The sequence below is a fragment of the Acidithiobacillus sp. HP-11 genome (assembly GCF_015100075.1).
GTDB classification, from domain to species: domain Bacteria; phylum Pseudomonadota; class Gammaproteobacteria; order Acidithiobacillales; family Acidithiobacillaceae; genus Acidithiobacillus; species Acidithiobacillus thiooxidans.
Window position 1 is genome coordinate 1 of record NZ_JACKYY010000043.1, and the last position, 26461, is coordinate 26461.

Sequence of the window (26461 nt, forward strand, 5' to 3'; positions counted from 1 at the left end):
GATCCAGGCGTTTCTCCTCCACCGTGAAAGTCACATGATCCACCAACCACGGCGGAACCAATCCTAACGCGAGAGAAAACAGCTCTTCAGGGACCATCAGCTAACTCCTATTCAGGGCACGACCGCTCCACAGCATTCTACCCCCTACCCACTCAATCTGACGAAGAGCCATAGAATTGTAATTCTCGCTCCCAGATCAGGATATTATGATCCATAAAAGGATACCGGGAGGTTCTCAGCGAGTCAGATGGATATTCAACCTCACTCGCCACAAGTGGCCGCATATACTGCTTACAATAACTATCCAGTCGAGCAAAAGGTTCTGGATACAATTGAGCCACCCCTTCCAATATCTGTGCTTCAACATGGTTTAAATCAACTGTCTGATTGCCTACTATATTATCATCATCAAGCGGAATATCCGATAAATATAAATTTTTGGCTACCTCTCCAGCATAGTCATCTTCTTCACAGCGGCGGACAGATACTTTATTTTCTACAATGACGACACAATATCTAATTTTTTTTAGACTTTCGCAAAGATTCGCAGTTTTATTTTTAAACTCAACAAATGTACTTGTACATAAAATTTCTATGAATTGATTTATTAGCTCTTTCAATCCTACTGATTTTACTTGTACTGATTTCAAGCCTTCCAGAAAGTCTTCAAGATTTTTCTGATACCGCAACGCCAGTTCCAGATAACAACGTTGCTGTTGCAGTGGGTAATACAAATTCTCTATGCGATCTAACGTGTTGCGAATATCTGCCAAATATTTAGAATATGATAATATAGTTTTATAAACCTTTTCCTCCTCGAAGTCTTTCATAATTTCCTGACGATACTGGATTTGTTCCAGATTTTTATTTAAATTATAAAAATATTGATTTAATTTATATTCTTCCCTGCCGTCAACAATATGACTGATAACCTTATCCAGATTAAGATCATGAAAATAAACAGGTTTAGCAATTTTTACGAACTGCTCCTGATCAGCATCAACAAAAAGCAAACTCAGCCTTTTCAATTAATAACCCCCTATTTCTTAAAGTAATATTCTGTTCATATTTGTGTCATTTATGGTATGCTTCTATATACCCGATAAAGCCATTCAGCATAAAATACTTTTGGCATCATTATGTCCTGCACTTGTCTTGATTTATCCCATCATATGAACTATCTATAAAGAAATTGGTTGTATCTGCTTATTTCGATTTTCCCAAATTCTCAAACTCTATGCGTTATAATCACTATCAGGAGGAGCTTGATGTCTAATTCCTATGACTTACTGATTATAGGCGGTGGAATCAATGGCGTTGGAATTGCCCGCGATGCCAGCGGTAGAAAACTCTCCGTGCTCCTAGTTGAGCAAGATGATCTTGCCGCACATACATCCTCTGCCAGCACCAAACTGATACATGGTGGCTTGCGTTATCTGGAATACTACGAATTTCGCCTCGTCCGTGAGGCCCTCATGGAACGCGAACGGCTTCTCGGCATTGCCCCCCATATTATCTGGCCTTTGGAGTTTGTTCTGCCCCAAAGCCCAGATGGTCGTTCTTCCTGGCGGATTCGTGCGGGGCTTATGCTCTACGACCATCTCGCCCCACGCTCTCGTTTGCCCGGTTCAAAAGCCGTGCATTTCGGACCACATCCAGCAGCGGCAATTCTGAAGTCCGAATTCGCCAAGGGGTTCACCTATGCAGATTGCTGGGTGGAAGATAGCCGACTGGTTGCCCTCAATGCTTTGGATGCATCTGAACGGGGTGCAAAAATCCTGACTCATACGCGGCTGCTTGCTGCGCATCCGGAAAAGCAGCTGTGGAAAGCGCAACTGAAAGATCAAGTAACCGGAAAGGAAACCACTGTTTTCGCCAAGGCTTTGGTCAATGCTGCCGGACCTTGGGTCGGTGATGTGCTGGTCAAGGAGCTCGGCATTCAGACCCATAAAACCGTCCGCAAGGTCAAGGGAAGTCACATCATTGTGCCTCGCATTTACCAGGGTGATTACGCCTTTATCCTGCAAAATCCCGACAAGAGAATCGTATTTGCCATTCCCTATGAGTATGAATACACCTTGATTGGCACCACGGATATTCCCTACGATGGCGATCCAGCCCAGGTCAGCATCTCCCCGGAGGAAACGACTTACCTCTGTGAAAGTGTTTCCCGTTATTTCCGAACCCCGCTCCATCCAGACGACGTCGTCCGCAGTTATTCCGGGGTACGCCCTCTCTATGATGACCATGCGGCCAATGCTTCCGCAGTCACCCGGGACTATGTGCTGGATATGGAAGGCGGCAATGATATTCCGCCTTTGCTTTCTGTTTTCGGGGGTAAAATTACGACTTATCGACGCCTCGCCGAACACGCCCTGTCCCTGCTTCAGCCCGTTCTCGGGCACCCCAAGGATCACAGTTGGACAGCAACAGCGCCTCTTCCCGGGGGCGATATCAGCAACGGAGATTTTGCCGGATTCGTCCGTATGCTTTCTGAACAGTACCCGTTTTTGTCGGCGCATCTGGCTTACCGTCTGGCACGCGCCTACGGCACAAGAGCTTTGAAAATATTAGGTGATGCCCGTCAGATGACGGATCTGGGTGAAGACTTTGGCGGAGAGCTGACCCAGGCAGAAGTAGATTATCTGGTCACCCAGGAGTGGGCGCGGGAATCAGAGGACATTTTGTGGCGGCGCTCCAAAATGGCCCTGCATGTGCCTGCTGACACCAACGAGAAACTCAAAGCATACCTGCAATCACCAGAAATCATCGCAAAAATCGGACAAGGAGGAGCCTAAGACCATACTGTGACAATCTTTTTTGAGGAGGATATCAAAATGTCAAAATATGTAGGGGCCATTGATCAGGGGACAACCAGTACCCGTTTTATTGTTTTTGATAAACAAGCCAACATTGTTTCCATAGCGCAAAAAGAACATGAACAAATTTATCCCAAACCCGGCTGGGTAGAGCATAATCCGCTGGAGATTCTGACGAACAGCAACGAGGTCATCGGGGCCGCCCTCGCCAGGGCAAACCTCAGCGCCAGCGATCTGGCGGCGGTAGGCATCACCAATCAGCGGGAAACCACCGTACTCTGGGATCGTCATACCGGCAAACCCCTTTGTAACGCTCTGGTGTGGATGGATACCCGCACTGACCAACTGGTACAACGCTTTGCCCGGGATGGTGGACAGGGAAGATTTCGCAGCAAGACCGGACTGCCACTGGCCACCTATTTTTCCGGCCTGAAACTGCTGTGGATTTTGGAAAATGTGGAAGGAGCCCGACGCCAGGCCGAAAAGGGCGACGCGCTTTTCGGCAACATCAACACCTGGATGGCCTGGAATCTCACGGGTGGCCCTGACGGCGGCGTGCATGTTACGGATGTAAGTAACGCCAGCCGTACCATGCTGATGGATTTGCAAACATGTGCCTGGGACAAGGACATGCTGGATCAATTCCATATTCCCGAAGCCTGCCTTCCCAAAATCGTGCCATCTTCCGCGCCTTATGGAGAAATCAAGACCGCACCACTGCGCGGTACGCCCCTTGCCGGAATGCTCGGCGATCAACAGGCTGCTCTGGTAGGACAAACCTGCTTCGCTCCGGGAGAAGCTAAAAATACCTACGGAACCGGCTCTTTTCTGCTCATGAACACCGGCACCGAACCCGTAAAGTCCAATGCCGGGCTTCTGACCACACTGGCTTACCAGTTTGGTGATGAAAAACCCCACTACGCACTGGAAGGCGCCATCGCCATTACCGGAGCATTGGTGCAGTGGTTACGGGATAATCTTCACTTTTTTGATGTCGCCGGACAGATTGAGCCACTGGCGCGGAGCGTACCGGATAATGGCGATGTTTATGTGGTTCCGGCTTTTTCGGGCCTGTATGCCCCCTACTGGAAAGATGATGCGCGAGGAGTCATTGCCGGCCTGACCCGCTTTGCCAATAAAGCCCATATTGCCCGTGCAGCGCTGGAATCGACGGCCTATCAGGTGCGCGACGTGGTTGAAGCCATGGAAATTGACAGCGGCATTCCTCTCAGCAGCCTGCGCACGGATGGCGGCATGGTAGTGAATGAGTTACTCATGCAGTTTCAGTCCGACATGCTGAAAGTACCGGTCCTGCGCCCGAAAATGATCGAAACCACGGCCTTGGGCTCTGCCTACGCCGCCGGGTTGGCCGTTGGTTACTGGAGTAATATTGAAGATCTCCGCGCCAACTGGGGTATTGATAAGACCTGGGAGCCGAAGATGCCCGACGCTGATCGCGACCGTTATTATCAGTCCTGGAAAAAGGCCGTTTCCCGTTCTTTTGCCTGGGTGGACTGAAAGCCGAGAAGGAGATTAAAAATGGCTGAAGATACTTCTGTAAAATTCGGTGTCAAAGCAGGGTGGCGCGCCCAGTCTGTCTGGTCAGAAATGCTGGCAGAATTTGTGGGATGTTTTGTATTGCTGGCATTTGGAGCGGGCTGTGTGGCGGTTGCCGTAGTCGGTCTTACGGAATCCCACCGGACCATGGTTATTTTTCAAGGGGCAGGGGGCTGGATGGTCATCGTCTGGGGATGGGCTTTTGCCGTGGCCATGGCCGTTTATGTGGCAGGCGGGGTCTCCGGAGCGCACATCAATCCGGCAGTCACCCTGGCATTTGCCCTCAAGGGTAATTTCCCCTGGCGAAAAGTCATACCCTACTGGATAGCTCAGGTAGCGGGCTGTTTTGCTGGGGCTGCTATTGTCTACTACGATTATTTCCGGGCTATCAATGCCTGGAATTTGGCCAACCATGTCGTCTCCCGAGCGGATCCTGGGGGCCTGACCACATTCAGCATATTTGCGACGTTTCCTGCCGCGTATTACGGAAGCCATCTCGGTCTGATGCTGCTTGATCAGATCATCGCGACTTTTTTCCTGGTGCTTTTTGTTTTTGCCATCATCGACAACATGAACGTGGGACCAGGGTCCAACCTGGCGCCATTGATGATTGGCTTTGCCGTCGCAGCTATCGGCCTGTCATTTGGTGTAGGTACAGGCTATGCCATCAATCCCGCCCGTGATTTCGGACCCCGTCTGTTTTGCTGGCTGCAGGGCTGGGGACCCAACGCTTTTCCTGGACCCCATGGTTATTGGTGGGTGCCCATTGTGGGGCCTCTTATCGGTGCCGCCATTGCTGTCTATTTCTACGATTGGTGCATCAGCAGAACCCTCTGCGTGCGTGCCAGGCTGCTGAAAGAACGTCAGCCCCGTGTTGAACAGAAGGGCCTAGGTTTCAAGCTGGAAAAGCTTCAACAGGCTCTGGATGAAGTCAAAACTCAAATTGATGGTGCCGACAAATAAACCCGGGAGGTGTGTCATGAAACAATTGGTCAATGCTCCGGATCAGGTTGTCACGGAAGCTTTGCAGGGCATGGCCCTGGCTTATCCTGACCTGATCCGTGTCCATGAAAACCCGCATTACATTGTACGCGCCGATGCGCCCAAAAATGGTAAGGTCGCCCTGGTTTCTGGGGGTGGATCAGGACATGAGCCCATGCATGGCGGTTTTGTGGGTCTGGGTATGCTCGATGCCGCCTGTCCTGGCGCGGTATTCACCAGCCCAACCCCTGACCAGATTCAGGAAGCCTCTGCTGCTGTACATGGTGGCAAAGGCGTTTTACATATTGTCAAAAACTACACTGGTGATGTACTGAACTTTCAGATGGCTGCAGAACTGCTGCAGAGCGATGGCGTGGAGGTACGCGCCGTCATTATGGACGATGATGTGGCTGTTAAAGACTCTTTATATACGGCCGGAAGACGTGGGGTCGGAGCCACGGTGCTTGCCGAAAAAATCTGTGGGGGCGCTGCCGAGGCCGGCGCCAGCCTGAATGAAATCGCCGCATTGTGCAGTTCAGTCAATGCTTCTGCCCGTTCCATGGGTCTGGCGTTAGGCCCCTGTACCAACCCGGAAACGGGTCAAGCCAGCTTTACCTTGGGTGAAAACGAAATTGAATTTGGTATCGGTATTCATGGGGAGCCCGGGCGGCAGCGTATTCCACTGCAATCTGCAGATACTTTGACGGAAATGCTGATGATACCCATTCTCGAGGACTTACCTTTCAAAAAAGGCGATGAGATTCTGTTATTTGTCAACGGTCTCGGCGCTACTCCTTTGTTGGAACAGTATATTGTTTATCGCGCCGCTGAAACAGTTGCAAAAAAACACGGCCTCAAAGTGTCCAGGCGCCTGGTCGGTGCCTACATGACCAGCCTGGATATGCCTGGCATTTCCATCACCTTGTTGCGTCTTGACGAAACCATGCGTCAGTATTGGGACGCCCCGGTTCGCAGCCCGGCGCTGCGCTGGGGTTTATAAAGCAGGAGCCTCACTATGGAATATAGCCTCAATGCACTGAATCAGTGGATTGTCTGCGCAGAGCAGCAATTCAAGACGCAATTTGCCGAGCTCAATGCGCTGGACGCGGCCATTGGTGATGGTGATCACGGCAGCAATCTTGCCCGTGGCTTTGCCAAGGTCGTCGAAAAGTTGCAGGCAGAGAAGCCAGCAACCCCCGCAGCTTTGTTGAAACTGGTAGGCATGACCCTGATCAGTTCCGTAGGCGGTGCTTCAGGGCCGCTGTATGGCACCTTCTTCCTCGAAGCCGCCAAGACTGCCGGGGATCAGCTTCAGCTGGACGATGCCGGGCTGGCTCTTTGTCTGCAGGCCGGACTGGCTGGCATCCAGAGACTCGGCAAGGCCGAACCGGGAGACAAAACCATGGTCGATGCCCTCAGTCCCGCCGTCAGCGCCCTGAACCACCAGGCCGGATTGGAAATGGCTGCACAAAAAGCCCGGGAAGGTCGGGATGCAACGACTCCCATGATCGCCCGCAAAGGCCGGGCCAGCTATCTGGGCGAACGCGCCATCGGCCATGCCGACCCGGGAGCCACGTCTGCGAGCCTGCTTTTTGACTGTCTGGCAAAGCTCTAAGCCGCCATGAGCACTGCCGAATCCAGAATGAATACCGTCGGCCTTGTTCTGGTTTCGCACAGTCGTGCCCTGGCCATGGCCACAGAAACCCTCATTCGTCAGGTCACCGGTTCCAACGTACGGATGGCCATTGCAGCAGGGGCGGGTGATGATGGAGCAGATCTAGGCACAGATGCTTTGCAGATTCTGGCCGCCATTGAATCGCTGGATGATCCCATGGGAACCCTGGTACTCATGGACATGGGTAGTGCGCTGTTGAGTACAGAAACCGCCTTGGGACTCCTGTCAGAACCGGTCAGGGCGCGGGTCCTGATGAGTAGCGGACCCTTTGTGGAGGGCGCCATGGCCGCTGCCATGGCCGCCAGCGGCGGCGCCTCGCTGACCGATGTGCGGCAAGAAGCGGAAAACGGGCTGCGCATGAAGCAACAACAACTGGCTCCCAATGACGCCACTGCCGGAGAAAATGCGCAAGTTACTGCTGCCACACCGGAACATCAACGCAGTTTGCGCCTGTCAGATCCCGCTGGCTTGCATCTGCGCCCGGCAGCCGCATTGGCAAAACTCGCCCTCGCCCGCAGCACGCCCAGCTTCATAGCAGCAGCAAAACACCCGGATAATCGGGTTTCCGCTTCCAGTCTGACCGCCATTCTGGGACTGGACCTGCGCCAGGGAGATGAAATTCATCTCCAGACTTCAGGGCCGGATGCCGATGCATTCCTGGACAGGGCAGCAGCCTGCCTGCAGGAAGATCAGCATCCTCCTGCAAAAATGCCAGTCCCTGTTGAAAATGAAGCCACGAAGCACCCTCAGGGGGCGGCTCCCGGCTTCGCCCAAGGACCCCTCATCATCCATGATGAGCTCCTGACGACAGTTCCCCGGTCCTATTGCGATGACTGTGCAGAAGCCCTTCACACATTTCTTGAGGCCGTCGCTGAAGTGCGGCGACAACTCAGCGATCACCCTATTTTGGAGGCTCAAAATGTGCTCTTGAGTGATCCTGCTCTGCTGAAAAAAACCACCACCCTGATCCAGAACGAGCATCTGGATGCCGCCTCTGCCTGGGCACAAAGTATTTCGCAGGCCGCTTCCCAAATCGACGCCCTCAGCGACCCCATACTCCGCGCCCGGTCTGCAGATTTACGGGATTTGGGTAATCGGGTTCTCCAGGCCTTGGGAGTGACCGCAGATTTGCAGCCCTGGCAGGGGCCACCCGCTATTTTATTGGTCAATGAACTACTTCCTTCCGTAGCCTTACGCTTCGACCCCAAACAGGTTCTTGGCGTGATAGATCGACATGGCAGCGCAAACTCGCATGCCGCCATTCTCTTGCGTGGCTCTGGTATTCCCTACGTCATCAACGCGGACCCCGTTATTTTTGCGAACACTCAATATGTGGCCATGGATGGAAAAACTGGCGAATTATGGCCCGACCCCGACGCCCGGATTCTCGAAACCTTGCATGATCGGGAACAAATGCATCAGGACCAGAATTCAGCGGGTTCTTACGGCCAAATCACCCTGAGCGATGGCAGCACGCTGGAGCTTTGGGCAAACGTGGCCAGCACTGCGGAAGCAGCTGCGGCCAGGCGCCTTGGTGCTACGGGTATTGGTTTGCTGCGTACCGAGTTCTTTTTTCTCGATCAGCAAACACTTCCAGATGAAGAAAGCCAGTGTCAGTTCCTGCGACAGGTCATGGCCCCCATGCAGGGTCTGCCTATTGTGGTGCGAGCGCTCGATGCCGGAGCGGATAAGCCATTGACCTTTATGGCCTTGGGTGCCGAAGCCAATCCCGCCCTCGGCAGACGAGGATTGCGCGCTCTGCTCGCGTATCCCGACATTTTTGCCCTGCAACTGCGGGCCATGCTGCGTGCCGGCCGGGATCACGATCTCCGTATCATGCTGCCTATGGTCACCAACCCTGAAGAATTACGCAGTGCCCGAATGATTCTGGAGCAGGCGCATCAGCAACTGGAGGCTGCAGGTCTGGCGCATCGCTGGCCCGTGCCGCTCGGGATCATGGCAGAAGTTCCGGCGGTCGCGCTGTGCATGAAGCAGTTCAATGGTCTGTCGGATTTTGTGTCCATTGGCAGTAATGATCTTACTCAATACACACTGGCCAGCGATCGCAGTAATGCATTACTTCAGACCTTGGGTAATGCCGCACACCCGGCGGTCCTTGAGTTATGCCGGAAAATGGTCCAGGACAGTCATGCCCCGGTTTCGATTTGCGGAGAAGCCGCCGGGGATCCACAAATTGCCCCTTTGCTGGTGGATTGCGGCATCCGCCGCTTGTCGATGGCGCCGCTGCGACTCAGTAACGTGTACAAGCGCGTCTCTGGCACTTAATGCTGAGTACCATGGCTACAACTCAACGCACTCTCTTCGTCATAGACCAGATTACGCAACTCCTTAATCATTTTGTTGTTTTCACATTCAAGAACGGAGCCCAGATAAAGAGGTTCCTCGCTGTTTTAAGTGGGTAGCTTGAGATCCAGCTTACCCAGTACGAGGTAAGCCATGTTAATAAAATTCTTGTGGGTGCGATAGCCCCGTGCCCTGGATTTGGCGGACTGGAGCAGACTGGAAGGTTTCAACAGTCTGCTCCAGTCCGCCAAATCCAGGGCACGGGGCTATCGCACCCACAAGAATTTTATTAACATGGCTTACCTCGTACTGGGTAAGCTGGATCTCAAGCTACCCACTTAAAACAGCGAGGAACCAAAAAACCCGGATCACCTGATGAAGAGGTGCACCGTTACACGCCGGACCGGAACAACCCGGTTTCTTTGTAGGAGGATGTTCATGGATATGTTAATTAATCCCACGGTGGTCGAGCTGTCGCGTCTGCAGTTTGCGCTGACAGCCCTGTATCACTTTCTGTTTGTACCCCTGACTCTGGGCCTGTCATTTCTGCTGGCCACCATGGAGTCGGTTTATGTCATCACGGGGAAACCCATTTACAAGGAAATGACCCAGTTCTGGGGCAAGCTTTTCGCCATCAATTTTGCATTGGGTGTGGCCACGGGCCTGACCATGGAATTTGAGTTTGGTACCAACTGGTCCATGTACTCCCATTTCGTCGGAGATATTTTTGGTACGCCTCTGGCTATTGAAGGCCTGATGGCGTTTTTCATGGAATCCACCTTTGTGGGCATCATGTTTTTTGGCTGGGACCGGATCAGTGCCAAGGCCCATCTGGTCGTTACCTATCTGGTAGCGCTGGGCTCCAACCTTTCCGCATTGTGGATTCTGATCGCCAATGGCTTCATGCAGGACCCCAGAGGCGGAACCTTTGATCCCAATACCATGCGCCTGGAATTCAGCAGCTTTGTCCAGTTGATTTTTAATGAAGACGCTCAGGCAAAATTTGTCCATACCTCCATCGCCGGTTTTGTGACCGGATCCATGTTTGTCATGGGGATCAGTGCCTTCTATCTGCTCACCAACAAGCGCAAGGATATTGCCCTGCGTTCATTTCGTATTGCTGCCGTTTTCGGAGTGATTTCCACCATTGGTGTGGTGACTCTGGGCGATGCACTGGGCTTCATTGACGCCAAGGCTCAACCCATGAAAGTGGCGGCCATGGAAGCCATCTGGAATACAGACTACAACACGGCATCTGCACCCTGGAATCTGATTGCTTTCCCGGATAAGGCTGCAGGTAAAAACCTTTTTGAAATTGGTGTTCCCTATGTGCTGACGCCTCTGCTTACCCACTCGGAGGACACCGTCATCCCCGGTATTCATCAATTGGTGGATGAAGCCAAGCCCAAAGTAGTTAATGGCATCAAGGCCATGGTTGCCCTGAAAGAATATAATCATGACCACAGTAACGTGCAGGCTTTGGCGACCTTCAAACAGTATCAGACAGACATGGGCTATGGCTTTCTGGCCATGCAGTACGCCCCTGATCAGGACCTGAAAAAGGTGGATGCCAGCAATCTCGCCAGCGTCGTGGACAAAACGGCTCACGAAACGGTTCCCAATGTCTGGGTAGAATTTTGGGCATTCCGTATCATGGTGGCTTTCGGCTTTATCATGCTCGCCATTTTTGCATTTGCCGCCTATTTCAGCCTCAAAAATGAGGTGGAAAAGCATCCCCTGCTCCTGAAAGTCGCCTTATGGAGTATTCCATTACCCTGGTTTGCCTGTGAATTTGGATGGATTACGGCAGAAAATGGTCGGCAACCCTGGACGGTTTACAATATGTTGCCCACCTTTGTGTCAGCTTCCAGTCACAGCGTCGGCTACATGATTTTCTCCCTGATCGGTTTTGTACTGCTTTACAGCTCGTTCATCGCTGCAGAAATGTACCTGATGTTCAAATACGCGCGTCTTGGCCCACAAGCCAGCCATCATGGTCATGACAAGGCTCCTGCCGGGGGCGGTATGGCCGGTCAGCCCGTTTTTGCCAAGCCCAGTCTGGCCAAGAAATAAGGAGGCAACACAATGGATCTCTATATTGGACTTAAACTATTGTGGTGGGTGCTGCTGGGCGTCCTGCTCATGGGCCTTGCCATCATGGTGGGCATGGACATGGGTGTTGGTACCCTGCTGCGCTTCGTCGGCAAAAATGACGGCGAGCGCCGTCAGGCCCTGAATGTGGTGGGTCCCCATTGGGACGGTAATCAGGTCTGGTTTATTCTGGGCGGCGGGGCCATTTTTGCGGCCTGGCCAACCCTTTACGCCACTTCTTTTTCAGTTTTTTACATTGTCATGATCCTGCTGCTGTTCAGTATGATTTTACGTCCGGTGGCTTTTGAATATCGCTCCAAAGTGGCGGCCAGCAAGTGGCGGGATTCCTGGGACTGGGTTTTCCTGGTCTCCGGCTTTTTGCCCATGTTTGTTTATGGAGCAGCCATCGGTAATATTCTCGAAGGCGTCGGCTTTCATTTTGGTTGGGATGGTCAGTATTATCAGACGGAGTCCTTCATCTGGTATTTGTTGAACCCCTTTGCCATTCTGAGCGGCTTATTGGCGGTCAGCATGTCGGTATATCAGGGCGGGGCCATGTTGATGCTGCGCGGTACCGACCCCATTGCTTCCCGCGCCCGGAATTACGCCAGCACTGCAGGGATCATTGCCATTGTGCTGTTTATCATTGGTGGCTTCATGATTTCCGGCATGACGGGGTATAGCCTCATCAGCGGTGATCCGGGAATGCCCGCCAACGCCGTCAGTGGTCAGGTGGTGCATGCGGTTTCTGGTGCATGGCTGGATAATTATGCAGCACAACCCATTTTGTGGATTATCCCGTTGCTGGCCATTGCCGGGATGCTGTTCGGTGCATTGATGTTGCGTGCCAACAAACCCATCCTCGGCTGGTGGTTGGGAGCCATTGCCTGGATTGGCATTTTAGGCACGGTAGCAGCTTCCATGTTCCCTTTCCTGATGCCTTCGTCTGAGAATCTCAACCAGAGTCTGACTATCTGGAATGCTTCGGGAAGTCGTTACAACCTGATCTGGATGACCATTTTCACCGCCATTTTCGTACCCACGATTTTGGCTTATACCACCTGGTGTTTTCGGGTCATGCGCGGCAAGGTCAACCCGCCCAACCCCGCCGATGACCATGCTTATTAAGGGAGCAACCCAGTCATGAAAAATCTTTTCACTTTTGTCGGGATGGCTCTCATCATGGCGTTATCCCTGTTTCTGGCAGTCATCACTGGTGACTATGGCCCCTGGTATTTCGCCTGGTTGGTGGGTACGACCATGATTGTGCTGATCGCCGTCGCCGGTGCGGTCATGTATGAAAAACAGGATGCGGAAAGTCAGGACAAAACCGGACACTCACACTAAGGGAGTTAGACCATGCATCTGGAAGACTATATTTTCTTTTTGCCCATTGTGTATTTTTTCATCACCGTCATCGCGTATTTTTATACACGCAAGCGGTTCTGAGTCGAGTCAGTGATCGGGACTTTGTCCCGGTCAAAAAAGCCCGGTTTATCCGGGCTTTTTTATTGTAGAAAATCAGATCACCACCTAAAAAGGGCAGTTGCCATAGGTACTTTTTGCTCCGTTGTCCCTCGCCTGTTGTTCTAAGGCTCATCCTGCTGTCAGGAGAGAACTCGCCCTGCGGGCTCAAACAGCTCTCCTGACGGGCGCAGGATTTCGCCAAGAACAACAACGGCGCAGGCCAAAAGTCGCTGCAAAGTACCTATGGCAACTGCCCTTTTTAGAACTCAACGCAAATAAATGTTTTTACCTAAACGCCGGAAGTCCTCGGCTTTTTCCTGCAAGCCCCGGGCGCGCGCCGCCTCCAGATCTTCTGCGCCTTGATTCTGGGCGTATTCCTGCAAATCCTGGGAAATTTTCATGGAGCAGAAATGCGGTCCACACATGGAACAGAAATGCGCGGCCTTGGCCCCTTCCTGGGGAAGGGTTTCATCGTGATATTCCCGGGCTTTTTCCGGGTCCAGACCCAGGTGAAACTGATCTTCCCAGCGAAATTCAAAGCGCGCCTTGGACAAGGCATTATCCCGCACCTGGGCACCCGGATGGCCCTTGGCCAGATCCGCAGCATGGGCAGCAATCTTGTAGGTAATAGCCCCTTCCCGGACATCATTTTTATCGGGTAAGCCCAGATGTTCCTTGGGGGTCACATAGCAGAGCATGGCAGTACCATACCAGCCGATCTGTGCTGCACCGATGGCACTGGTGATATGGTCATAGCCTGGAGCAATATCTGTGGTCAAGGGTCCCAAAGTATAAAACGGGGCTTCAAAACAGTGCTGCAACTCTTCGTCCATATTGGCGCGAATCATCTGCATGGGCACATGGCCGGGACCTTCAATCATCACCTGCACGTCATGCTTCCAGGCAATCTGGGTGAGCTCACCCAAAGTATGCAACTCGGCAAACTGCGCTTCATCGTTGGCATCTGCCAGACAACCGGGACGCAGGCCATCGCCCAGTGAAAAGCTGACATCATAGGTTTTCATGATTTCACAGATTTCCTCAAAATGAGTGTAGAGGAAACTTTCCTGATGATGCGCCAGACACCATTTGGCCATGATGGAACCACCCCGGGAAACAATACCCGTAAGCCGCCGGGCAGTAAGAGGCACATAACGCAGCAATACTCCGGCATGAATGGTGAAGTAATCCACGCCCTGTTCAGCTTGCTCAATCAGCGTATCGCGGTATAAGTCCCAGGTCAGATCTTCAGCTTTGCCATCGACTTTTTCGAGGGCCTGATAAATGGGTACGGTACCAATGGGAACGGGGCTGTTGCGAATAATCCATTCGCGGGTTTCATGAATATGCTTGCCGGTGGATAAATCCATCACGGTGTCGGCACCCCAACGGATGGACCAGACCATTTTTTCGACTTCTTCGGCAATGGAAGAAGTGACCGCTGAATTACCGATGTTCGCATTGATCTTTACCAGAAAATTGCGGCCGATGATCATCGGTTCCAGTTCGGGATGGTTGATATTGGCAGGGATGATGGCACGACCACGGGCAATCTCTTCACGGACGAATTCCGGGGTGACCACATCCGGAATCTGCGCTCCGAAGGATTCGCCACGATGCGCGCGAAACAGTTCGGGATGGGTGGCGCGCAATTTTTCCAGGCCCTGATTTTCACGAATAGCCACATATTCCATTTCCGGGGTGATGATTCCACGTCGTGCATAATGCATTTGGGAGACATTTGCGCCTTCTGCGGCCCGCCGGATTTCGCGGCGCTGTTGAAAACGCAAATCAGCCGTCCTGACATCAGCGAGGCGGGCCCGACCATAAGCCGAACTCGGTTCAGGACGATGCTCCAGCGGCGTCTCCATGGCAGTCCACTGCCAACGGGTAGCAGGGAGTCCCGCATGAATATCAATCTGGGTATCAGGATCAGTGAAGGGACCACTACAGTCATACACGGGAATATTCGGATTATGCTCCACCGAACCATCGCGGTTGCGGGAGTCGGTCTGCTGGATTTCACGAAGAGGAATACGTAATTCAGGATACATTTCACCGCTGAGGTAGGCCTTGCGGGAACCCGGTATGGATCCTGTGGTGACCGTGGCTTCCTGCATGTTATGGGTAATATCGGTGGGACGTGTCGCCATTGTGCTTCCTCCAAATTCCAGTGCATTGCGAAAAACATGATCGGGACACGGAAGAAGGACGCAGACAGTTGATCCTGTAGCGCTTCCCTACGCCGGCATGACCCGGATCAGGTTCCAAGGGTTCCTCTCAGCCTGCCCCCTGGCAGACGCCCCCAGCGTTGTTCAACTTGTAAAGCTAAGGTATAGGCTTGATTGCTGTCAAGCGGACCATTTGTTCAGCATGCCCACAGGCAAGGACACTTATATCCCGATCAGTGCTATCATTGCTCCCATTCATTATTGCGTATTGGAGTATGCCGTGCTCAGTACCCATCAACTGACCATGCAGTTTGGTTCAAAACCATTGTTCGAGAACGTGTCCGTGGACTTCGGGGACGGCAACCGCTACGGTCTGATTGGAGCTAACGGTAGTGGCAAGACCACTCTCATGAAAATCCTGGGTGGCGACCTCGAACCCAGCGCCGGAAATGTCAGCTTGAGTAGTGGCGAACGGCTGGGCAAATTGCGCCAGGATCAGTTTGCCTTTGAAGAATATACGGTACTGGATACGGTCATGATGGGTCATGGCGAATTCTGGAAGGTGAAAATGGAGCGCGATCGCCTCTATTCCCTGACGGAAATGAATGAAGAAGATGGCATGGCGGTAGCCCATATTGAAAGTGACTTTGCCGAACTGGGCGGTTATTCCGCTGAAGCCCGCGCCGGGGAACTCCTTATTGGCGTGGGCATTCCTCTGGAGCAGCACGACGGCCTGATGTCGGGGGTGGCGCCGGGCTGGAAACTGCGCGTGCTTTTGGCCCAGGCTTTATTTGCCGATCCTGATATCCTCCTCCTGGATGAACCTACCAACAATCTGGATATTCATACCATTCAGTGGCTGGAAGAATTGCTGAGCACCATCAAAAGTACCATCATCATCATTTCCCATGACCGGCATTTTTTAAATAGTGTTTGCACCCACATGGCCGACCTGGATTACGGCGAACTGCGTGTTTATCCCGGTAATTATGATGACTACATGCGCGCATCCACGCTGGTCAAGGATCAATTACTGGCCGATAACGACAAGAAAAAGGAAAAAATGGCAGAACTGCAAAGTTTTGTCAGCCGTTTTTCGGCGAATGCCTCCAAAGCCAAACAGGCCACTTCCCGCGCCCGTCAGCTTGAAAAAATCCAGTTGGAAGAAGTCAAACCTTCCAGCCGCCAGAATCCCTATCTGGTTTTTCAGCAGGAGCGCAAGTTGTATCGTTATGCCCTGGATGCCAAAGATTTATCAAAGTCTTTCGGTGAGCTGCGCCTTTATCAGAAGCTGCGGCTGCATATTGAAGCAGGTGAACGTATTGCGATTATCGGTGCCAATGGTCTGGGGAAAACGACTTTATTGCGCTGCCTGATAGGTGAAACGGAACCGGATGCCGGGGTGATCAAATGGGCGGAAAATGTCAAAATCGGTTATTTCGCCCAGGATTATGCGCCGGAATTTGCGGAGGACATGACTCTTTTCGACTGGATGTGCCAATGGCGCAGCGAAAAAGACGATGATCAGGCTATTCGTGGGGTTCTCGGCCGTCTGCTCTTCGGTCAGGATCAGGTCGGGCGCTCCGTCAAGGTGCTGTCGGGTGGCGAAAAAGGCCGGATGTTATTTGGCAAGCTTACCCTGCAAAAACCGAATGTCCTGATTCTGGATGAACCCACCAACCATCTGGATATGGAATCCATCGAATCATTGAACAACGGGCTGGAAAAGTTCGATGGAACCCTGATTTTTGTCAGCCATGATCGCGAGTTTGTCTCTTCCCTGGCGACCCGCATTATTGAATTCACCGCTCAGGGCATTGAAGATTTCAAAGGCAGTTATGAGGATTATCTACTCAGCCAGATCAGCGTCAGCGACGCCGGGAAAAAGAGCGCCAAAAACCGATAAGCAGGAAGAGGAAACCCAGTACCAAAATCCCTCCGATCCATTTCCAGCGCACCATGTTCAGAATATTGGCCAGATGCAGGAGGCTCCCGGCTTGCGCATCCACCCCATGATGGACCGCCAGCACCGCTACGGCATTGGTTTTGAAAACCACCCCCAGATATCGCAGCACCATCAGGAGCAGGTCGAGAATGATCAGTCCGGTTCCTGCATAGATCCACCATGCCCGGGAAAGACGTGGCAACAAGTTAATGCCGCCAGCCATGCATAATTTGCAAAGCAGCACGCAACATGCGCTCGGCTTCTTCAGGCGAATCCGCTTCGCTGTAACATCGCAATTCCGGCGCATTTCCCGAAGGACGCAAGTGAATGATGGTGCCATTTTCCAGAGTCACACGCACCCCGTCGGTATAATCCAGACTGCCTGCCGGGCCTGCCACTTTTCCAAAAGTCTGGCTGAATGCTGCCAGACTCAGGACATTGTCGGTTCCCCTGAAAGCATCCAGATGCTGCTGACTCAACCGGGTTGGAAAATCCTGCAGCCGGTCACTGGCGGTAAAACGCGGGGGTAAATGGTCCAACAGTGTCGCAAGAGCAATACCTTGCTGTTTTGCCGCTGTCAGAACAGTGAGCATGGGGAGAATGGCATCACGGGTTGGGAGCGGCTGCAAGGTCTGTCCATGCTGCTGCAGGGGACTGCCCAGCAGGAATCCGCCGTTGGCTTCATAACCCACTACGGGCCCCTCACCGGCAGCGAGAGCAGCCTGCATGGCTTCAATGACATAAGGCGAACCAATGCGGGTACGGTGGATCCGCGTGAACAATCCCGATAACTCCAGCGCAGTATTACTGCTGACCGGGGTCACCACAGTTTGTGCGCCCAGGGCCCGGGCTGTAAGCACACCCAGCACATCGCCGCGCCACCAGCGCCCCGTAGTGTCCGCAATCATGGGGCGATCAGCGTCTCCATCTGTCGTCAGTAAGGCATCCAGCTGATGCTCGGCCACGGCCTGTTGGGCAAACACGGTATCTTCAGGGCGCAACGCTTCCGTATCCAATGAAACAAATTCTGCAGAACGGCCCAGTGGCAATACTTCCGCACCCATAGCGACCAAAATATCGACCAGCAGATCCCGGGCCACTCCAGAATGCTGATACACACCGAGCCGCAAGCCTGCCAGACTTTCCTTGCCAAAAAAATCCAGATATCTATTCTGGTAGTTTTGCAGATAATGCAGGTCGGCATCCGGCACCAGCGGCGGGTGCAACAAGGCACCCTGTTCTGTAAATAAACCCGCTGCAACTTGCATGTCCTGGGCGAGAATACCAGCTTCGTCGGTCTTCATCAGTTCGCCGTGCGGACGATTGAATTTGATGCCGTTACGATCGAAGGGAATATGACTGCCGGTTACCATCAACGAAGGGATTCCTGCCGAGATTCCGGCAAAAGCCAGTGCCGGCGAGGGCAGATAACCGGCAAATTGGGGTTTGCCCTCCTCTGCCAGCACCGCAGCCCAACTGGCAGTCAATATGCGTGGGGTACTGGGTCTTAAATCGCCGCCGAGAATCACTTTCTCACCGCTCTGATATTCGCCGATGTCGCGGAGATAACGAAGAAATGCCCGCACATGGATAAAAACCAGCTGATCGGTTAAATCGCTGACCAGGCCTCTTAACCCACTGGTTCCAAATGCTGCCATCTTCCTACTCCTCCGATCCTGTTCAGTGTTTACGTCATGATAACCAGATAAATGCCAAAAAGGCAGTTAGCATGGATAATTTGCACACTTTCCCAGAGGGCTACAGGCTGTGTATCATGGTCCATTAGCATTCACAACGGATATCCAAGCAAGGCAATGCCCAATAATGACGACTGGATGAACTGGCATCGCGGCAACCAAACGCTACCCAGTCTGGACACCTATGACTACGACATCCTCCGCCAGTGGCTGGGTGACCTGGAAATCCGCAAGGCCCAGCCTTATCGACAGGCGGTCAGTCATCTCGAACGACCAACCGACACGGAGCTCAGTGCATGGGTGCAAGGTAGCATCCGCAATCCTTATCATGTGGATATTCATCTTAGTCAGGGACATCTTATCAGTTTGTGCACCTGCCCCGTTGGCAGTCGCTGCAAACATGTCGCCGCCGTGTTACTGGCTTATCTGGCCCAACGTGGTAGCCCACAGCCGGTCAACAGCCCCAGGCCGCATGTGATGCAATGGCTGGGTGAACTGCGCTCACATCTGAATCCGCCACCACGCAGAATCCCCACTACCACCTATCGACTCCACTGGATTCTGGAAATTCGTGGTCATCAGCAACGTGTGCCCACCCTGCATTGTCTCAAAGCACGCCTGAACAAGCAGGGTATTTGCAGCGAACTCACGCCCTGGAGCAATTTTGAAGCGGCCCTGCGCCGTCCACCCGGTTTTCTGGATGCAGCGGATCAGATGGTCATCCGCCGTTTGCTCATTGAAGATGTTTACGCCCCCCGAAGCGGATATTTTACGCTGGGCCCACGCCATGGTAGTGCCGCTCTGGGCATACTGGCTGCCAGTGAACGCCTGTTTATGAACAAACCCGGTTCCTCCCCATTGCGGATGGGCGATATTCGTGCGGGTAAATTACTCTGGAAAACCCTCAAGGGTACGGAACAACATCCCATTCTGGAAACCGAACCGCCCACCCAAACCTTGCTGACCCTGGACGTGCCCTGGTATCTGGATGCGGAAAATCTCGAAATCGGTCCGATTGACATCCCTATCAAACCTTCGCTGTTGAAGGACCTTCTCCAGGCACCACCTCTCAACATTCAGGAGGCCGCACTGTTAAGAAATATTCTGGAAGAATCGGCCCCCGACCTGCCTGCGCCGGTGGCCGATCCGGTGAAGGATCTTCGGGTCATTGCCGAGCCACTCCAGCCTTCTCTTTGGTGCGACACCCTGGCATTGATGGGGATGCAGGCCTACCGGGATTATCCCGGCCAATGGAGTCCCAATTGCCGGTTTGATTACGGGCAGCCGAGTTTTATCTATGGGCCCGCGCATATTGCCATTGATGATGACAGCGAAACACAGACTCTCGCCAATGGCGAAACTGTGCAGGTCCAACGCGATCGCAAGGCAGAAAAAAAAGCGCTGAAAATTTTGGCGGATACCGGCATGAAAGTCGCCAAAGCCAGTCTTTTTCATAGCCTCTCCTTGCTGCCACAGCCCATTTATGGACTGGCCAGTGAAAAAGACTGGAATACCTTCATGAATGAAGGTGTGGAGGCTTTGCGCGCCGCAGGTTGGGAAGTCCACTGGCCGGATGGCTTCCGCCATCATTTTTTGCATATTGATGCCTGGGATATGCAGGTGGACGGTGAGGAAGAAGGCTGGCTCGGCCTGGATGTAGGCATCGTCGTCGAAGGCGAAAGGCTGGCGCTGGCTCCACTTTTGGGTGCGCTGTTTGCCCGTGACCCACGCTGGCTGAGTCCCGGAGGCTTAACTGGCATTCCCGATGAAGAAGCTATCCATTTGCACACCCCGTCGGGAATTCCCATTCAAACCGCTGCACACCGACTCAAACCACTGGTAGGTACACTTATTGACTTGTTCAGTCTTGGCGCTTCGGGACCCATGCGTGTTTCTGCCTATGACGTCACGCGACTGGCCGAAATTACCGATAGTCAGCAATGGCGGAGTGAGGGGATGGAAGCCATTCGCAGGCTCAGTAAACGCCTCCCACAAAGTGGCGAAATACCCCCTGTAGAACCTCCCCGGGGTTTTGCCTTGCCGCTGCGCCCCTATCAGCAGGAAGGTTTAGCCTGGCTGCAGTTTCTGCGGGAGCATGATTTGGGTGGCATTCTGGCTGATGACATGGGGCTCGGCAAAACCGCCCAGACCCTCGCGCACCTATTGCTGGAAAAAGAAAACGGACGCCTGCAGAACCCCGCTCTGATTATTATGCCGACGTCGCTGATTCATAACTGGCGGGAGGAAGCGGAACGCTTTGCGCCCGATTTACGGGTGTTGTCACTGCACGGTAAGGAGCGACTGGACCTGTTTTCGGAAATACCCCGTCATGACCTGGTGCTGACCACTTACCCGCTGGTCTGGAGAGACATTGAACTACTCAAAATCCAGCAGTTCCATTTACTGATTCTGGATGAAGCACAGATGGTTAAAAATGCCCAAAGTCGCGCTGCCGAGGCGATTCGGGAAATACCTACCACCCATCGCCTGGCGCTCACTGGAACCCCTCTGGAAAATCATCTGGGTGAACTCTGGGCGCAGTTTGATTTTCTCCTGCCCGGTTTTATGGGTGATTTGCGCACGTTTCAAAAAATCTGGCGGGGCCCTATCGAACGCCATGGTGATGTGGAGCGTCTGAACCTGCTGGCCAAACGCGTCCGTCCCTTCATTCTGCGGCGCAAAAAAGAAGAAGTAGCACAAGAACTTCCGGAAAAAACCATCATTATTCGTTCGGTGGATATTGAAGGGGCGCAACGTGATCTGTATGAAACCGTACGTAGTGCCATGGACGAAAGAATTCGCCAGGAAATTGCCGCCAAGGGCTTTCAGCGCAGTCAGATTGTGATTCTTGACGCCATGCTCAAATTACGTCAGGTTTGCTGCGATCCACGCCTGTTGAAAAGTGAAAAGGCCCGCAAGGTTCAGGAAAGCGCCAAACTCGCCATGCTGATGGAGATGATCCCCGAACTCCTTGCCGAAGGTCGCCAGATTCTGCTGTTCTCCCAGTTCACGGAAATGCTGGCCTTGATCAGTACACGCCTGGATAAAATGCATATTCCCTACGTACAGCTCACCGGAAATACCCAGGACCGCAAAACGCCGATTGATCGTTTTCAAAGGGGTGAGGTTTCATTATTTCTGATCAGCCTCAAGGCTGGCGGTGTTGGCCTGAACCTCACAGCAGCCGATACAGTCATTCATTACGACCCGTGGTGGAATCCCGCTGCCGAGAATCAGGCCACGGACCGTGCCCATCGCATTGGTCAGCAGCGGCGCGTATTTGTCTACAAAATGATTGTAGCGGGCAGTATTGAAGAAAAAATCCTGGCGCTGCAGGAGAGAAAAGCCATATTAGCTTCCGGGGTGCTCGATAAGGCGCGTAAGGACAAGCTGCAATTTGGCCCGGATGATCTGGCTTCCCTGCTCGCCCCGCTTCCAGAGATTCGGCGCTGAGGCTATGCTGCCGGATCCCGGTTAAAAGCTTTCCGACAAAACCGCCAGATGGCACTATAATGGGGTGCATGTAGATTATTTCCGGGACATTCATGCTGAATGGTCTCTAACATAGCAGGAAAAAAGCATGAAACAGCAAGAAGAACAGCGTCGCGACCGCTTCATCATCAGTGGGGCCCTGCATGGGGTGACCGACTCGGCATTGGCAGAACTTAAAGTCTTTGAAGAAATGGGCGGGCATGTAGAAGTACTACCGGAGAAACACCTCGTCCTGATCCAGTATGATGGTCGCTGTGGAGCAGAAGCAGAGGCTAAAATGGTGCAGATTTTGAAAAAAGCCGGTGAAAACTGTGATTCCCATGGGGTTATCTGCCACGGCAAGGATCACTGCGAACCACTGAATTTGCATGTTGGTCCGCTGGCGAAAGATCATCCGCAACGTTCACACTCTCTTGCAAAACACCTCGGCCGATGGCTTCACCTCAAAAAACAATCGTGAAGAAAAAATTATTGCTGTGGGCGGCCTGCATTTTTGCCGTAGCAGGCAGTGCATATGCAGACAATATTCCCCTTAGTTCGGCGCAGGAATCCCTGTTGCAAACGGCCGCAACGGCTTTTTCACAAGGTAATTACAGGCCGGCTGCAGAGGCCCTTCCCGCACTGGAAAATACGTATATGGGTTCCTGGGTAGGCTACTGGTCTTTACAACCCCGCCTTAAAACCTTGACCCAGGAGCAGTATCTCCAATATTCCGCGCGTTTTCCCGATGGTGTTGCCCACCATCTGCTGCGTCGGCAATGGTTGATCCAACTGGCGCATCGACAGGACTGGAATAACTTCACCCGCGTTTACCAATCCGGGCAAAAGCCGGATCTCATCCAGTTACGCTGTGACGCCCTGCGTGATCCCGCCTTACAAAATGAAAATGTGGTTTCTCCCTTTTTTCTGTGGAGCAGCGCGCCGGCCAGTAATCATTCCTGTAATGCCATGGCCCGCGACGGCCTGCAGCAAGGTCTGATTACCCAGGATCAACTCTGGCAGCGACTGCAGCAGATGTTTGAAGCATCGGCTTTTTCTGAAGCGCGCCATTTTGCGCCTTACCTGAATGGTCAGGCTGGAACAGAGCTGACTGCCACCATTGATCATCCCGATATCTGGATACAAACGCATATCCAGCAAAACGGCACGGGATCATGGTCCGGGACGCAAACCCGTCTTCTTGAACTTGCCCTGTTGCGCCTGGCAACCATTCACCCCCTGCAGACTGTAAAATTTGTGCAGCAAATCCATACCCTCAATGCGGCACAAAAAGCACGGGTACTGTATAACTGCGCTTTTCAAGCTACCCAGACTTTTCGTCCCGAATCCGGAAGCTGGTATCAGTTGGCCTATAACACCGACCCACAGTTTCATCCTCAGCCGGAAATGCTGGCCTGGATGGTACGGACTGCTATTCGGGTGGGACGCTGGACCATGGTGAACGATGCCGTCACCCTCATGAATCCTCCGCAAAGCCAGCAACGGCAGTGGCAGTTCTGGAAGGCCGTAGCCATGCTGCAACTGGGGCATACGGTGCAGGCGAAAGCAGAACTCGGCACCCTCGCTTCCCCCTGGACCTATTATGGGCAGTTAGCCATGGCAGCGTTGGGACAGTCCCTGGATCTCAATACGAATTCCGCCGCTGAACCAGAAGATATTGCCCTACCCGTGTTGCAAGAAACTGCGTCTGAGCGGGCGGCCATCAAGCTCTATCAACTGGGCTTGTATTATGATGCCTTGAGTGAGTGGGATCATGACCTGAGTACCCTCACCACTCCCGGCCAGATCAAGGCGACAGCCCGTATGGCTTTTCAGCAACAGGCCTGGTTACTGGGCATTCACGCCAGCAGCCTGATCCCCCATGGCGGTGACTGGCGTCAGGGCTATGTCCTCCCTTATGCTGATGAAATCAGCGGTGCCGCCAACCAGACAGGATTGCGCCGGGCCTTTCTGGCGGGTCTCATCCGCCAGGAATCGGGCTTTGCTTTTGGAATCCGTTCGGATGTTGGCGCGCAAGGGCTGATGCAGGTCATGCCTGCCACTGCTGAATGGTTGCAATCACACATTCCCGCCGCCGCCGATGCCGATCTGCACAGCATCCGGGGAAATCTGGTGCTGGGTTCCAATTATCTCAGCCTGCAACAGCAAAGTTTTGGCGGATCAGAGTTACTCGCGGCAGCCGCTTACAACGCCGGCCCGGGAGCACCCAAGCGCTGGCTGGGTCGTTGGGATGGTCCCACGCAAGGACCCTGGGCGGGTCCCATTTTTACTGCCAATATTCCTTACCGCCAAACACGCCATTATGTCCAGAGCGTACTGACCAATACTATTATTTATGCAGCCATACTGGATCGCCAGGCTCAGACCATCTGGCCGCAATGGCAGTTAAAAGCGACGACGCCCGGCTAACACGGATAATCAATCCTCACGAAGAATGGGTTTATAATGCGCTACCCAATTCAGAATATCCTCAGCCGGCATAGGCTGTGCTACGGCAAAACCCTGTAATACATTTACGCCCAGATCTGCGAGCTTGCGCGCATGTCCCAGGCTTTCTACACCTTCGGCCACAATTTCCAGGCCCAATGCCTGCGCAGTGGAAGCAACTCCGGCAACAATGGCCAAATCTTTGTTATCAACAAGGATATCGCGCACAAAACTCTGATCGATTTTAATGGTTTGTGGTTCCTCGCTGTTTTAAGTGGGTAGCTTGAGATCCAGCTTACCCAGTACGAGGTAAGCCATGTTAATAAAATTCTTGTGGGTGCGATAGCCCCGTGCCCTGGATTTGGCGGACTGGAGCAGACTGTTGAAACCTTCCAGAGTGCCGTTACTCAGATGGCTCTCGAACCAACGTAGAATGCCGTCCCAGTGGTTCTGCATGGTATAGGCGACTTTCACCAAGGGTGGCAATGCACTCTCCTTGGCCAAGTCTATCCAACCTTTCAGTAAGGTGGCTCCTTGATGCCGGTCCGCCAGTGTGAATATCTCCTGGAAGGTGAGACGAAGTTGATAGGCGAAGGCAGTCTTGAGGTTGCGATCCTTCAGCGCGTCGAGCTGCTTCTGCTGCTTTGGCTTGAGGTTGTTGGTGTTCTTTAGCCATATCCAGCGTGTCTTTTTGAGATCAGGCTGTTCGTGGACTTCGGCGCGACGTACCGCATCCACAGCCACATTGACCAGTGCGGTGAGATGGAAGCGATCAAAGGTGATCTGGGCTTTTGGCAGGTGCTCTGCCGCCCCTTTTTGAAAGGCCGGGGATAGGTCCATGCTGACCTCCTCAATGGCCTCAGGATCGCCACCATGGGCCGAAAGATCAGCGGCAAAGGCCTCAACCGTCTTGGCATCCTTGCCGGGCGTGGCAAAGAGCAATCGCTGGGCTTCCAGGTCGACGAACAGGGTGATGTAATCATGGCCGCGACGATTGCTGGTCTCATCCATGCCCACATTTCTGACGGTGGACATGTCCACAGCTGATCGGGCTTTGTTGACATAATGCTCAACAACCCGCCACAGGCGCGTATCATGTTCCCCCACCAGGTCGGCCACCGTCTTGACCGGCATGTGCTTTATCAGGGTCATGAGCAACCCCTCAAACAAGAGGGTGAAGTGTGACCCCGGTCTCGCCCACGGAACCTCAACCTTCCGCACCCCGTGTTCTAGGCACTTCACCCGGGGTACACGAGCATGCAGATAAGTCTCATGCTGGAAGAAATCCATATGTCGCCATTCCTGTTCCACCGTGTCATGGACCGGGCAGTCCTGACCGCAGACAGGGCAAGCAAGCCGACTTCCCTTGGGAAAGTTGATATGCAGGTCCAACCGCTTCTCCTCCAGCTTGAAAGTCACATCGTCCACCATCCACGGCGGAACCAACCCCAACGCCAAGGTAAACAGCTTGTCTTCGTCCATCATTAACCTTCCCTAGATCAGCAATGCCCTAAGACTACCGTACCCTCGTATCCACTCCAAGTAGCGAGGAGCCACTTGAGAGTCATAGCCTATTACGGTACATGGGCTTTTTCAGAAATTAAAAGATGCCTTGTTACTTTTCAGTAGAATCACTGACTCATGAAGACATCAACCCAGAGCACAATTCGCTGTCTCTGGGTTGATGTATGCTTCAGACCATCCTGCCCGCATGATGCCTTAAAACTGCATACCCAAGCCCACATCGCCGCGAAGAATATTGGGCGCGCCTCGCTGTGTAAAATCATCATCATGTAATCCGACGTACAGGGAGACATTGGCCATTAGGGGATAAT

20 protein-coding genes, 1 pseudogene and 1 riboswitch are annotated in these 26461 nt (G+C 53.0%); of the genes and pseudogenes, 14 read left to right on the top strand and 7 right to left on the bottom strand.

The features are described from left to right. Window positions 1-152 precede the first annotated feature (152 nt). Entirely contained in the window at window positions 153-1028 is an 876-nt protein-coding gene (locus tag H7F08_RS12085; protein ID WP_193640668.1) for a hypothetical protein, read from the bottom strand. 240 nt (window positions 1029-1268) lie between these two features. Here H7F08_RS12085 and glpD point away from each other — a divergent pair, with 240 nt between their 5' ends. Genes glpD through dhaM form a run of 6 tightly spaced genes read left to right on the top strand, consistent with a single transcriptional unit; the run spans window position 1269 to window position 9318 of the window. Further along, complete coding sequence (glpD, locus tag H7F08_RS12090; RefSeq protein ID WP_193640669.1) at window positions 1269-2798, top strand: glycerol-3-phosphate dehydrogenase; 1530 nt, start codon at window positions 1269-1271, stop codon at window positions 2796-2798. A 39-nt stretch (window positions 2799-2837) separates the two neighbouring features. Beyond that, entirely contained in the window at window positions 2838-4337 is a 1500-nt protein-coding gene (gene glpK / locus H7F08_RS12095; RefSeq protein WP_193640670.1) for a glycerol kinase GlpK, read from the top strand. A 21-nt stretch (window positions 4338-4358) separates the two neighbouring features. Next, a complete protein-coding gene (locus H7F08_RS12100; protein WP_065975437.1) occupies window positions 4359-5339 on the top strand; it encodes an MIP/aquaporin family protein in 981 nt (326 codons plus the stop codon). Between the two features lie 16 nt (window positions 5340-5355). After that, a complete protein-coding gene (gene dhaK / locus H7F08_RS12105; RefSeq protein WP_193640671.1) occupies window positions 5356-6357 on the top strand; it encodes a dihydroxyacetone kinase subunit DhaK in 1002 nt (333 codons plus the stop codon). A 15-nt stretch (window positions 6358-6372) separates the two neighbouring features. After that, window positions 6373-6972, top strand: a complete 600-nt coding sequence (gene dhaL, locus H7F08_RS12110) for a dihydroxyacetone kinase subunit DhaL (RefSeq protein WP_024894318.1) — start codon at window positions 6373-6375, stop codon at window positions 6970-6972. Between the two features lie 6 nt (window positions 6973-6978). Beyond that, the gene (dhaM, locus tag H7F08_RS12115; protein ID WP_193640672.1) at window positions 6979-9318 is read left to right on the top strand and encodes a dihydroxyacetone kinase phosphoryl donor subunit DhaM; all 2340 of its coding nucleotides are present in this window, start codon (window positions 6979-6981) and stop codon (window positions 9316-9318) included. A 125-nt stretch (window positions 9319-9443) separates the two neighbouring features. On the opposite strand, the gene H7F08_RS15680 is transcribed toward dhaM, so the two are convergent. Further along, window positions 9444-9566: a hypothetical protein gene (locus H7F08_RS15680; protein WP_264674694.1), complete on the bottom strand. Its 123-nt coding sequence runs from the start codon at window positions 9564-9566 to the stop codon at window positions 9444-9446. On the opposite strand from H7F08_RS15680, the pseudogene H7F08_RS12120 reads away from it, so the two are divergent. The 4 genes and pseudogenes from H7F08_RS12120 to H7F08_RS12135 all read left to right on the top strand — a co-directional run. Then, window positions 9553-9678 (top strand): annotated as a pseudogene (locus H7F08_RS12120) (transposase); the annotation flags it as partial. The gene H7F08_RS15680 and the pseudogene H7F08_RS12120 overlap by 14 nt on opposite strands. Before the next feature lie 96 nt (window positions 9679-9774). Further along, the gene (locus H7F08_RS12125) at window positions 9775-11409 is read left to right on the top strand and encodes a cytochrome ubiquinol oxidase subunit I (protein WP_010639179.1); all 1635 of its coding nucleotides are present in this window, start codon (window positions 9775-9777) and stop codon (window positions 11407-11409) included. 12 nt (window positions 11410-11421) lie between these two features. Next, window positions 11422-12555, top strand: a complete 1134-nt coding sequence (gene cydB, locus H7F08_RS12130; RefSeq protein ID WP_024894271.1) for a cytochrome d ubiquinol oxidase subunit II — start codon at window positions 11422-11424, stop codon at window positions 12553-12555. A gap of 15 nt (window positions 12556-12570) precedes the next feature. Further along, window positions 12571-12774: a cytochrome bd oxidase small subunit, CydX/CbdX family gene (locus H7F08_RS12135; RefSeq protein ID WP_010639184.1), complete on the top strand. Its 204-nt coding sequence runs from the start codon at window positions 12571-12573 to the stop codon at window positions 12772-12774. A 386-nt stretch (window positions 12775-13160) separates the two neighbouring features. Here the strand turns inward: H7F08_RS12135 and thiC are convergent, their stop codons facing one another. After that, entirely contained in the window at window positions 13161-15047 is a 1887-nt protein-coding gene (gene thiC / locus H7F08_RS12140; RefSeq protein ID WP_024894270.1) for a phosphomethylpyrimidine synthase ThiC, read from the bottom strand. Window positions 15048-15114: 67 nt separating this feature from the next. Then, window positions 15115-15211: riboswitch (TPP riboswitch) on the bottom strand. A gap of 56 nt (window positions 15212-15267) precedes the next feature. On the opposite strand from thiC, the gene H7F08_RS12145 reads away from it, so the two are divergent. Further along, entirely contained in the window at window positions 15268-16971 is a 1704-nt protein-coding gene (locus H7F08_RS12145) for an ABC-F family ATPase (protein WP_226842654.1), read from the top strand. Here H7F08_RS12145 and H7F08_RS12150 read toward each other — a convergent pair. Together H7F08_RS12150 and H7F08_RS12155 are read right to left on the bottom strand one after the other, a co-directional pair. Then, window positions 16934-17233, bottom strand: a complete 300-nt coding sequence (locus H7F08_RS12150) for a hypothetical protein (protein ID WP_024894268.1) — start codon at window positions 17231-17233, stop codon at window positions 16934-16936. The two genes, H7F08_RS12145 and H7F08_RS12150, sit on opposite strands and share 38 nt — an antisense overlap. Next, complete coding sequence (locus H7F08_RS12155; RefSeq protein ID WP_031569693.1) at window positions 17217-18668, bottom strand: phosphomannomutase; 1452 nt, start codon at window positions 18666-18668, stop codon at window positions 17217-17219. The genes H7F08_RS12150 and H7F08_RS12155 overlap by 17 nt, the downstream gene beginning before the upstream one ends. Window positions 18669-18824: 156 nt before the next feature. Between H7F08_RS12155 and H7F08_RS12160 the strand changes: the two genes are divergently transcribed. The 3 genes from H7F08_RS12160 to H7F08_RS12170 all read left to right on the top strand — a co-directional run bounded on the left by H7F08_RS12160 (window position 18825) and on the right by H7F08_RS12170 (window position 24608). Then, window positions 18825-22160, top strand: a complete 3336-nt coding sequence (locus tag H7F08_RS12160; RefSeq protein WP_081577553.1) for a DEAD/DEAH box helicase — start codon at window positions 18825-18827, stop codon at window positions 22158-22160. A gap of 127 nt (window positions 22161-22287) precedes the next feature. Beyond that, complete coding sequence (locus H7F08_RS12165; protein WP_024894265.1) at window positions 22288-22659, top strand: hypothetical protein; 372 nt, start codon at window positions 22288-22290, stop codon at window positions 22657-22659. Next, on the top strand, window positions 22656-24608 hold the full coding sequence (locus tag H7F08_RS12170; RefSeq protein WP_193640673.1) for a transglycosylase SLT domain-containing protein: 1953 nt from the start codon (window positions 22656-22658) through the stop codon (window positions 24606-24608). Before H7F08_RS12165 ends, H7F08_RS12170 begins: the two co-directional genes overlap by 4 nt. Before the next feature lie 9 nt (window positions 24609-24617). Here H7F08_RS12170 and H7F08_RS12175 read toward each other — a convergent pair whose 3' ends face one another. After that, complete coding sequence (locus tag H7F08_RS12175; protein WP_319803972.1) at window positions 24618-24875, bottom strand: EAL domain-containing protein; 258 nt, start codon at window positions 24873-24875, stop codon at window positions 24618-24620. Between the two features lie 21 nt (window positions 24876-24896). Further along, window positions 24897-26108 carry an ISL3 family transposase gene (locus H7F08_RS12180; RefSeq protein ID WP_193640675.1) on the bottom strand — a complete coding sequence of 404 codons (1212 nt, stop codon included), beginning with the start codon at window positions 26106-26108 and terminating at the stop codon, window positions 24897-24899. Between the last annotated feature and the right edge of the window lie 353 nt (window positions 26109-26461).

Bases quoted from the DNA above. Each gene is read 5' to 3' on its own strand.
- glpD (WP_193640669.1), top strand. From the start codon at position 1,269: ATGTCTAATTCCTATGACTTACTGATTATAGGCGGTGGAATCAATGGC.
- glpK (WP_193640670.1), top strand. From the start codon at position 2,838: ATGTCAAAATATGTAGGGGCCATTGATCAGGGGACAACCAGTACCCGT.
- H7F08_RS12100 (WP_065975437.1), top strand. From the start codon at position 4,359: ATGGCTGAAGATACTTCTGTAAAATTCGGTGTCAAAGCAGGGTGGCGC.
- dhaK (WP_193640671.1), top strand. From the start codon at position 5,356: ATGAAACAATTGGTCAATGCTCCGGATCAGGTTGTCACGGAAGCTTTG.
- dhaL (WP_024894318.1), top strand. From the start codon at position 6,373: ATGGAATATAGCCTCAATGCACTGAATCAGTGGATTGTCTGCGCAGAG.
- dhaM (WP_193640672.1), top strand. From the start codon at position 6,979: ATGAGCACTGCCGAATCCAGAATGAATACCGTCGGCCTTGTTCTGGTT.
- H7F08_RS12125 (WP_010639179.1), top strand. From the start codon at position 9,775: ATGGATATGTTAATTAATCCCACGGTGGTCGAGCTGTCGCGTCTGCAG.
- cydB (WP_024894271.1), top strand. From the start codon at position 11,422: ATGGATCTCTATATTGGACTTAAACTATTGTGGTGGGTGCTGCTGGGC.
- H7F08_RS12135 (WP_010639184.1), top strand. From the start codon at position 12,571: ATGAAAAATCTTTTCACTTTTGTCGGGATGGCTCTCATCATGGCGTTA.
- thiC (WP_024894270.1), bottom strand. From the start codon at position 15,047: ATGGCGACACGTCCCACCGATATTACCCATAACATGCAGGAAGCCACG.
- H7F08_RS12145 (WP_226842654.1), top strand. From the start codon at position 15,268: ATGCCCACAGGCAAGGACACTTATATCCCGATCAGTGCTATCATTGCT.
- H7F08_RS12150 (WP_024894268.1), bottom strand. From the start codon at position 17,233: ATGGCTGGCGGCATTAACTTGTTGCCACGTCTTTCCCGGGCATGGTGG.
- H7F08_RS12155 (WP_031569693.1), bottom strand. From the start codon at position 18,668: ATGGCAGCATTTGGAACCAGTGGGTTAAGAGGCCTGGTCAGCGATTTA.
- H7F08_RS12160 (WP_081577553.1), top strand. From the start codon at position 18,825: ATGCCCAATAATGACGACTGGATGAACTGGCATCGCGGCAACCAAACG.
- H7F08_RS12165 (WP_024894265.1), top strand. From the start codon at position 22,288: ATGAAACAGCAAGAAGAACAGCGTCGCGACCGCTTCATCATCAGTGGG.
- H7F08_RS12180 (WP_193640675.1), bottom strand. From the start codon at position 26,108: ATGGACGAAGACAAGCTGTTTACCTTGGCGTTGGGGTTGGTTCCGCCG.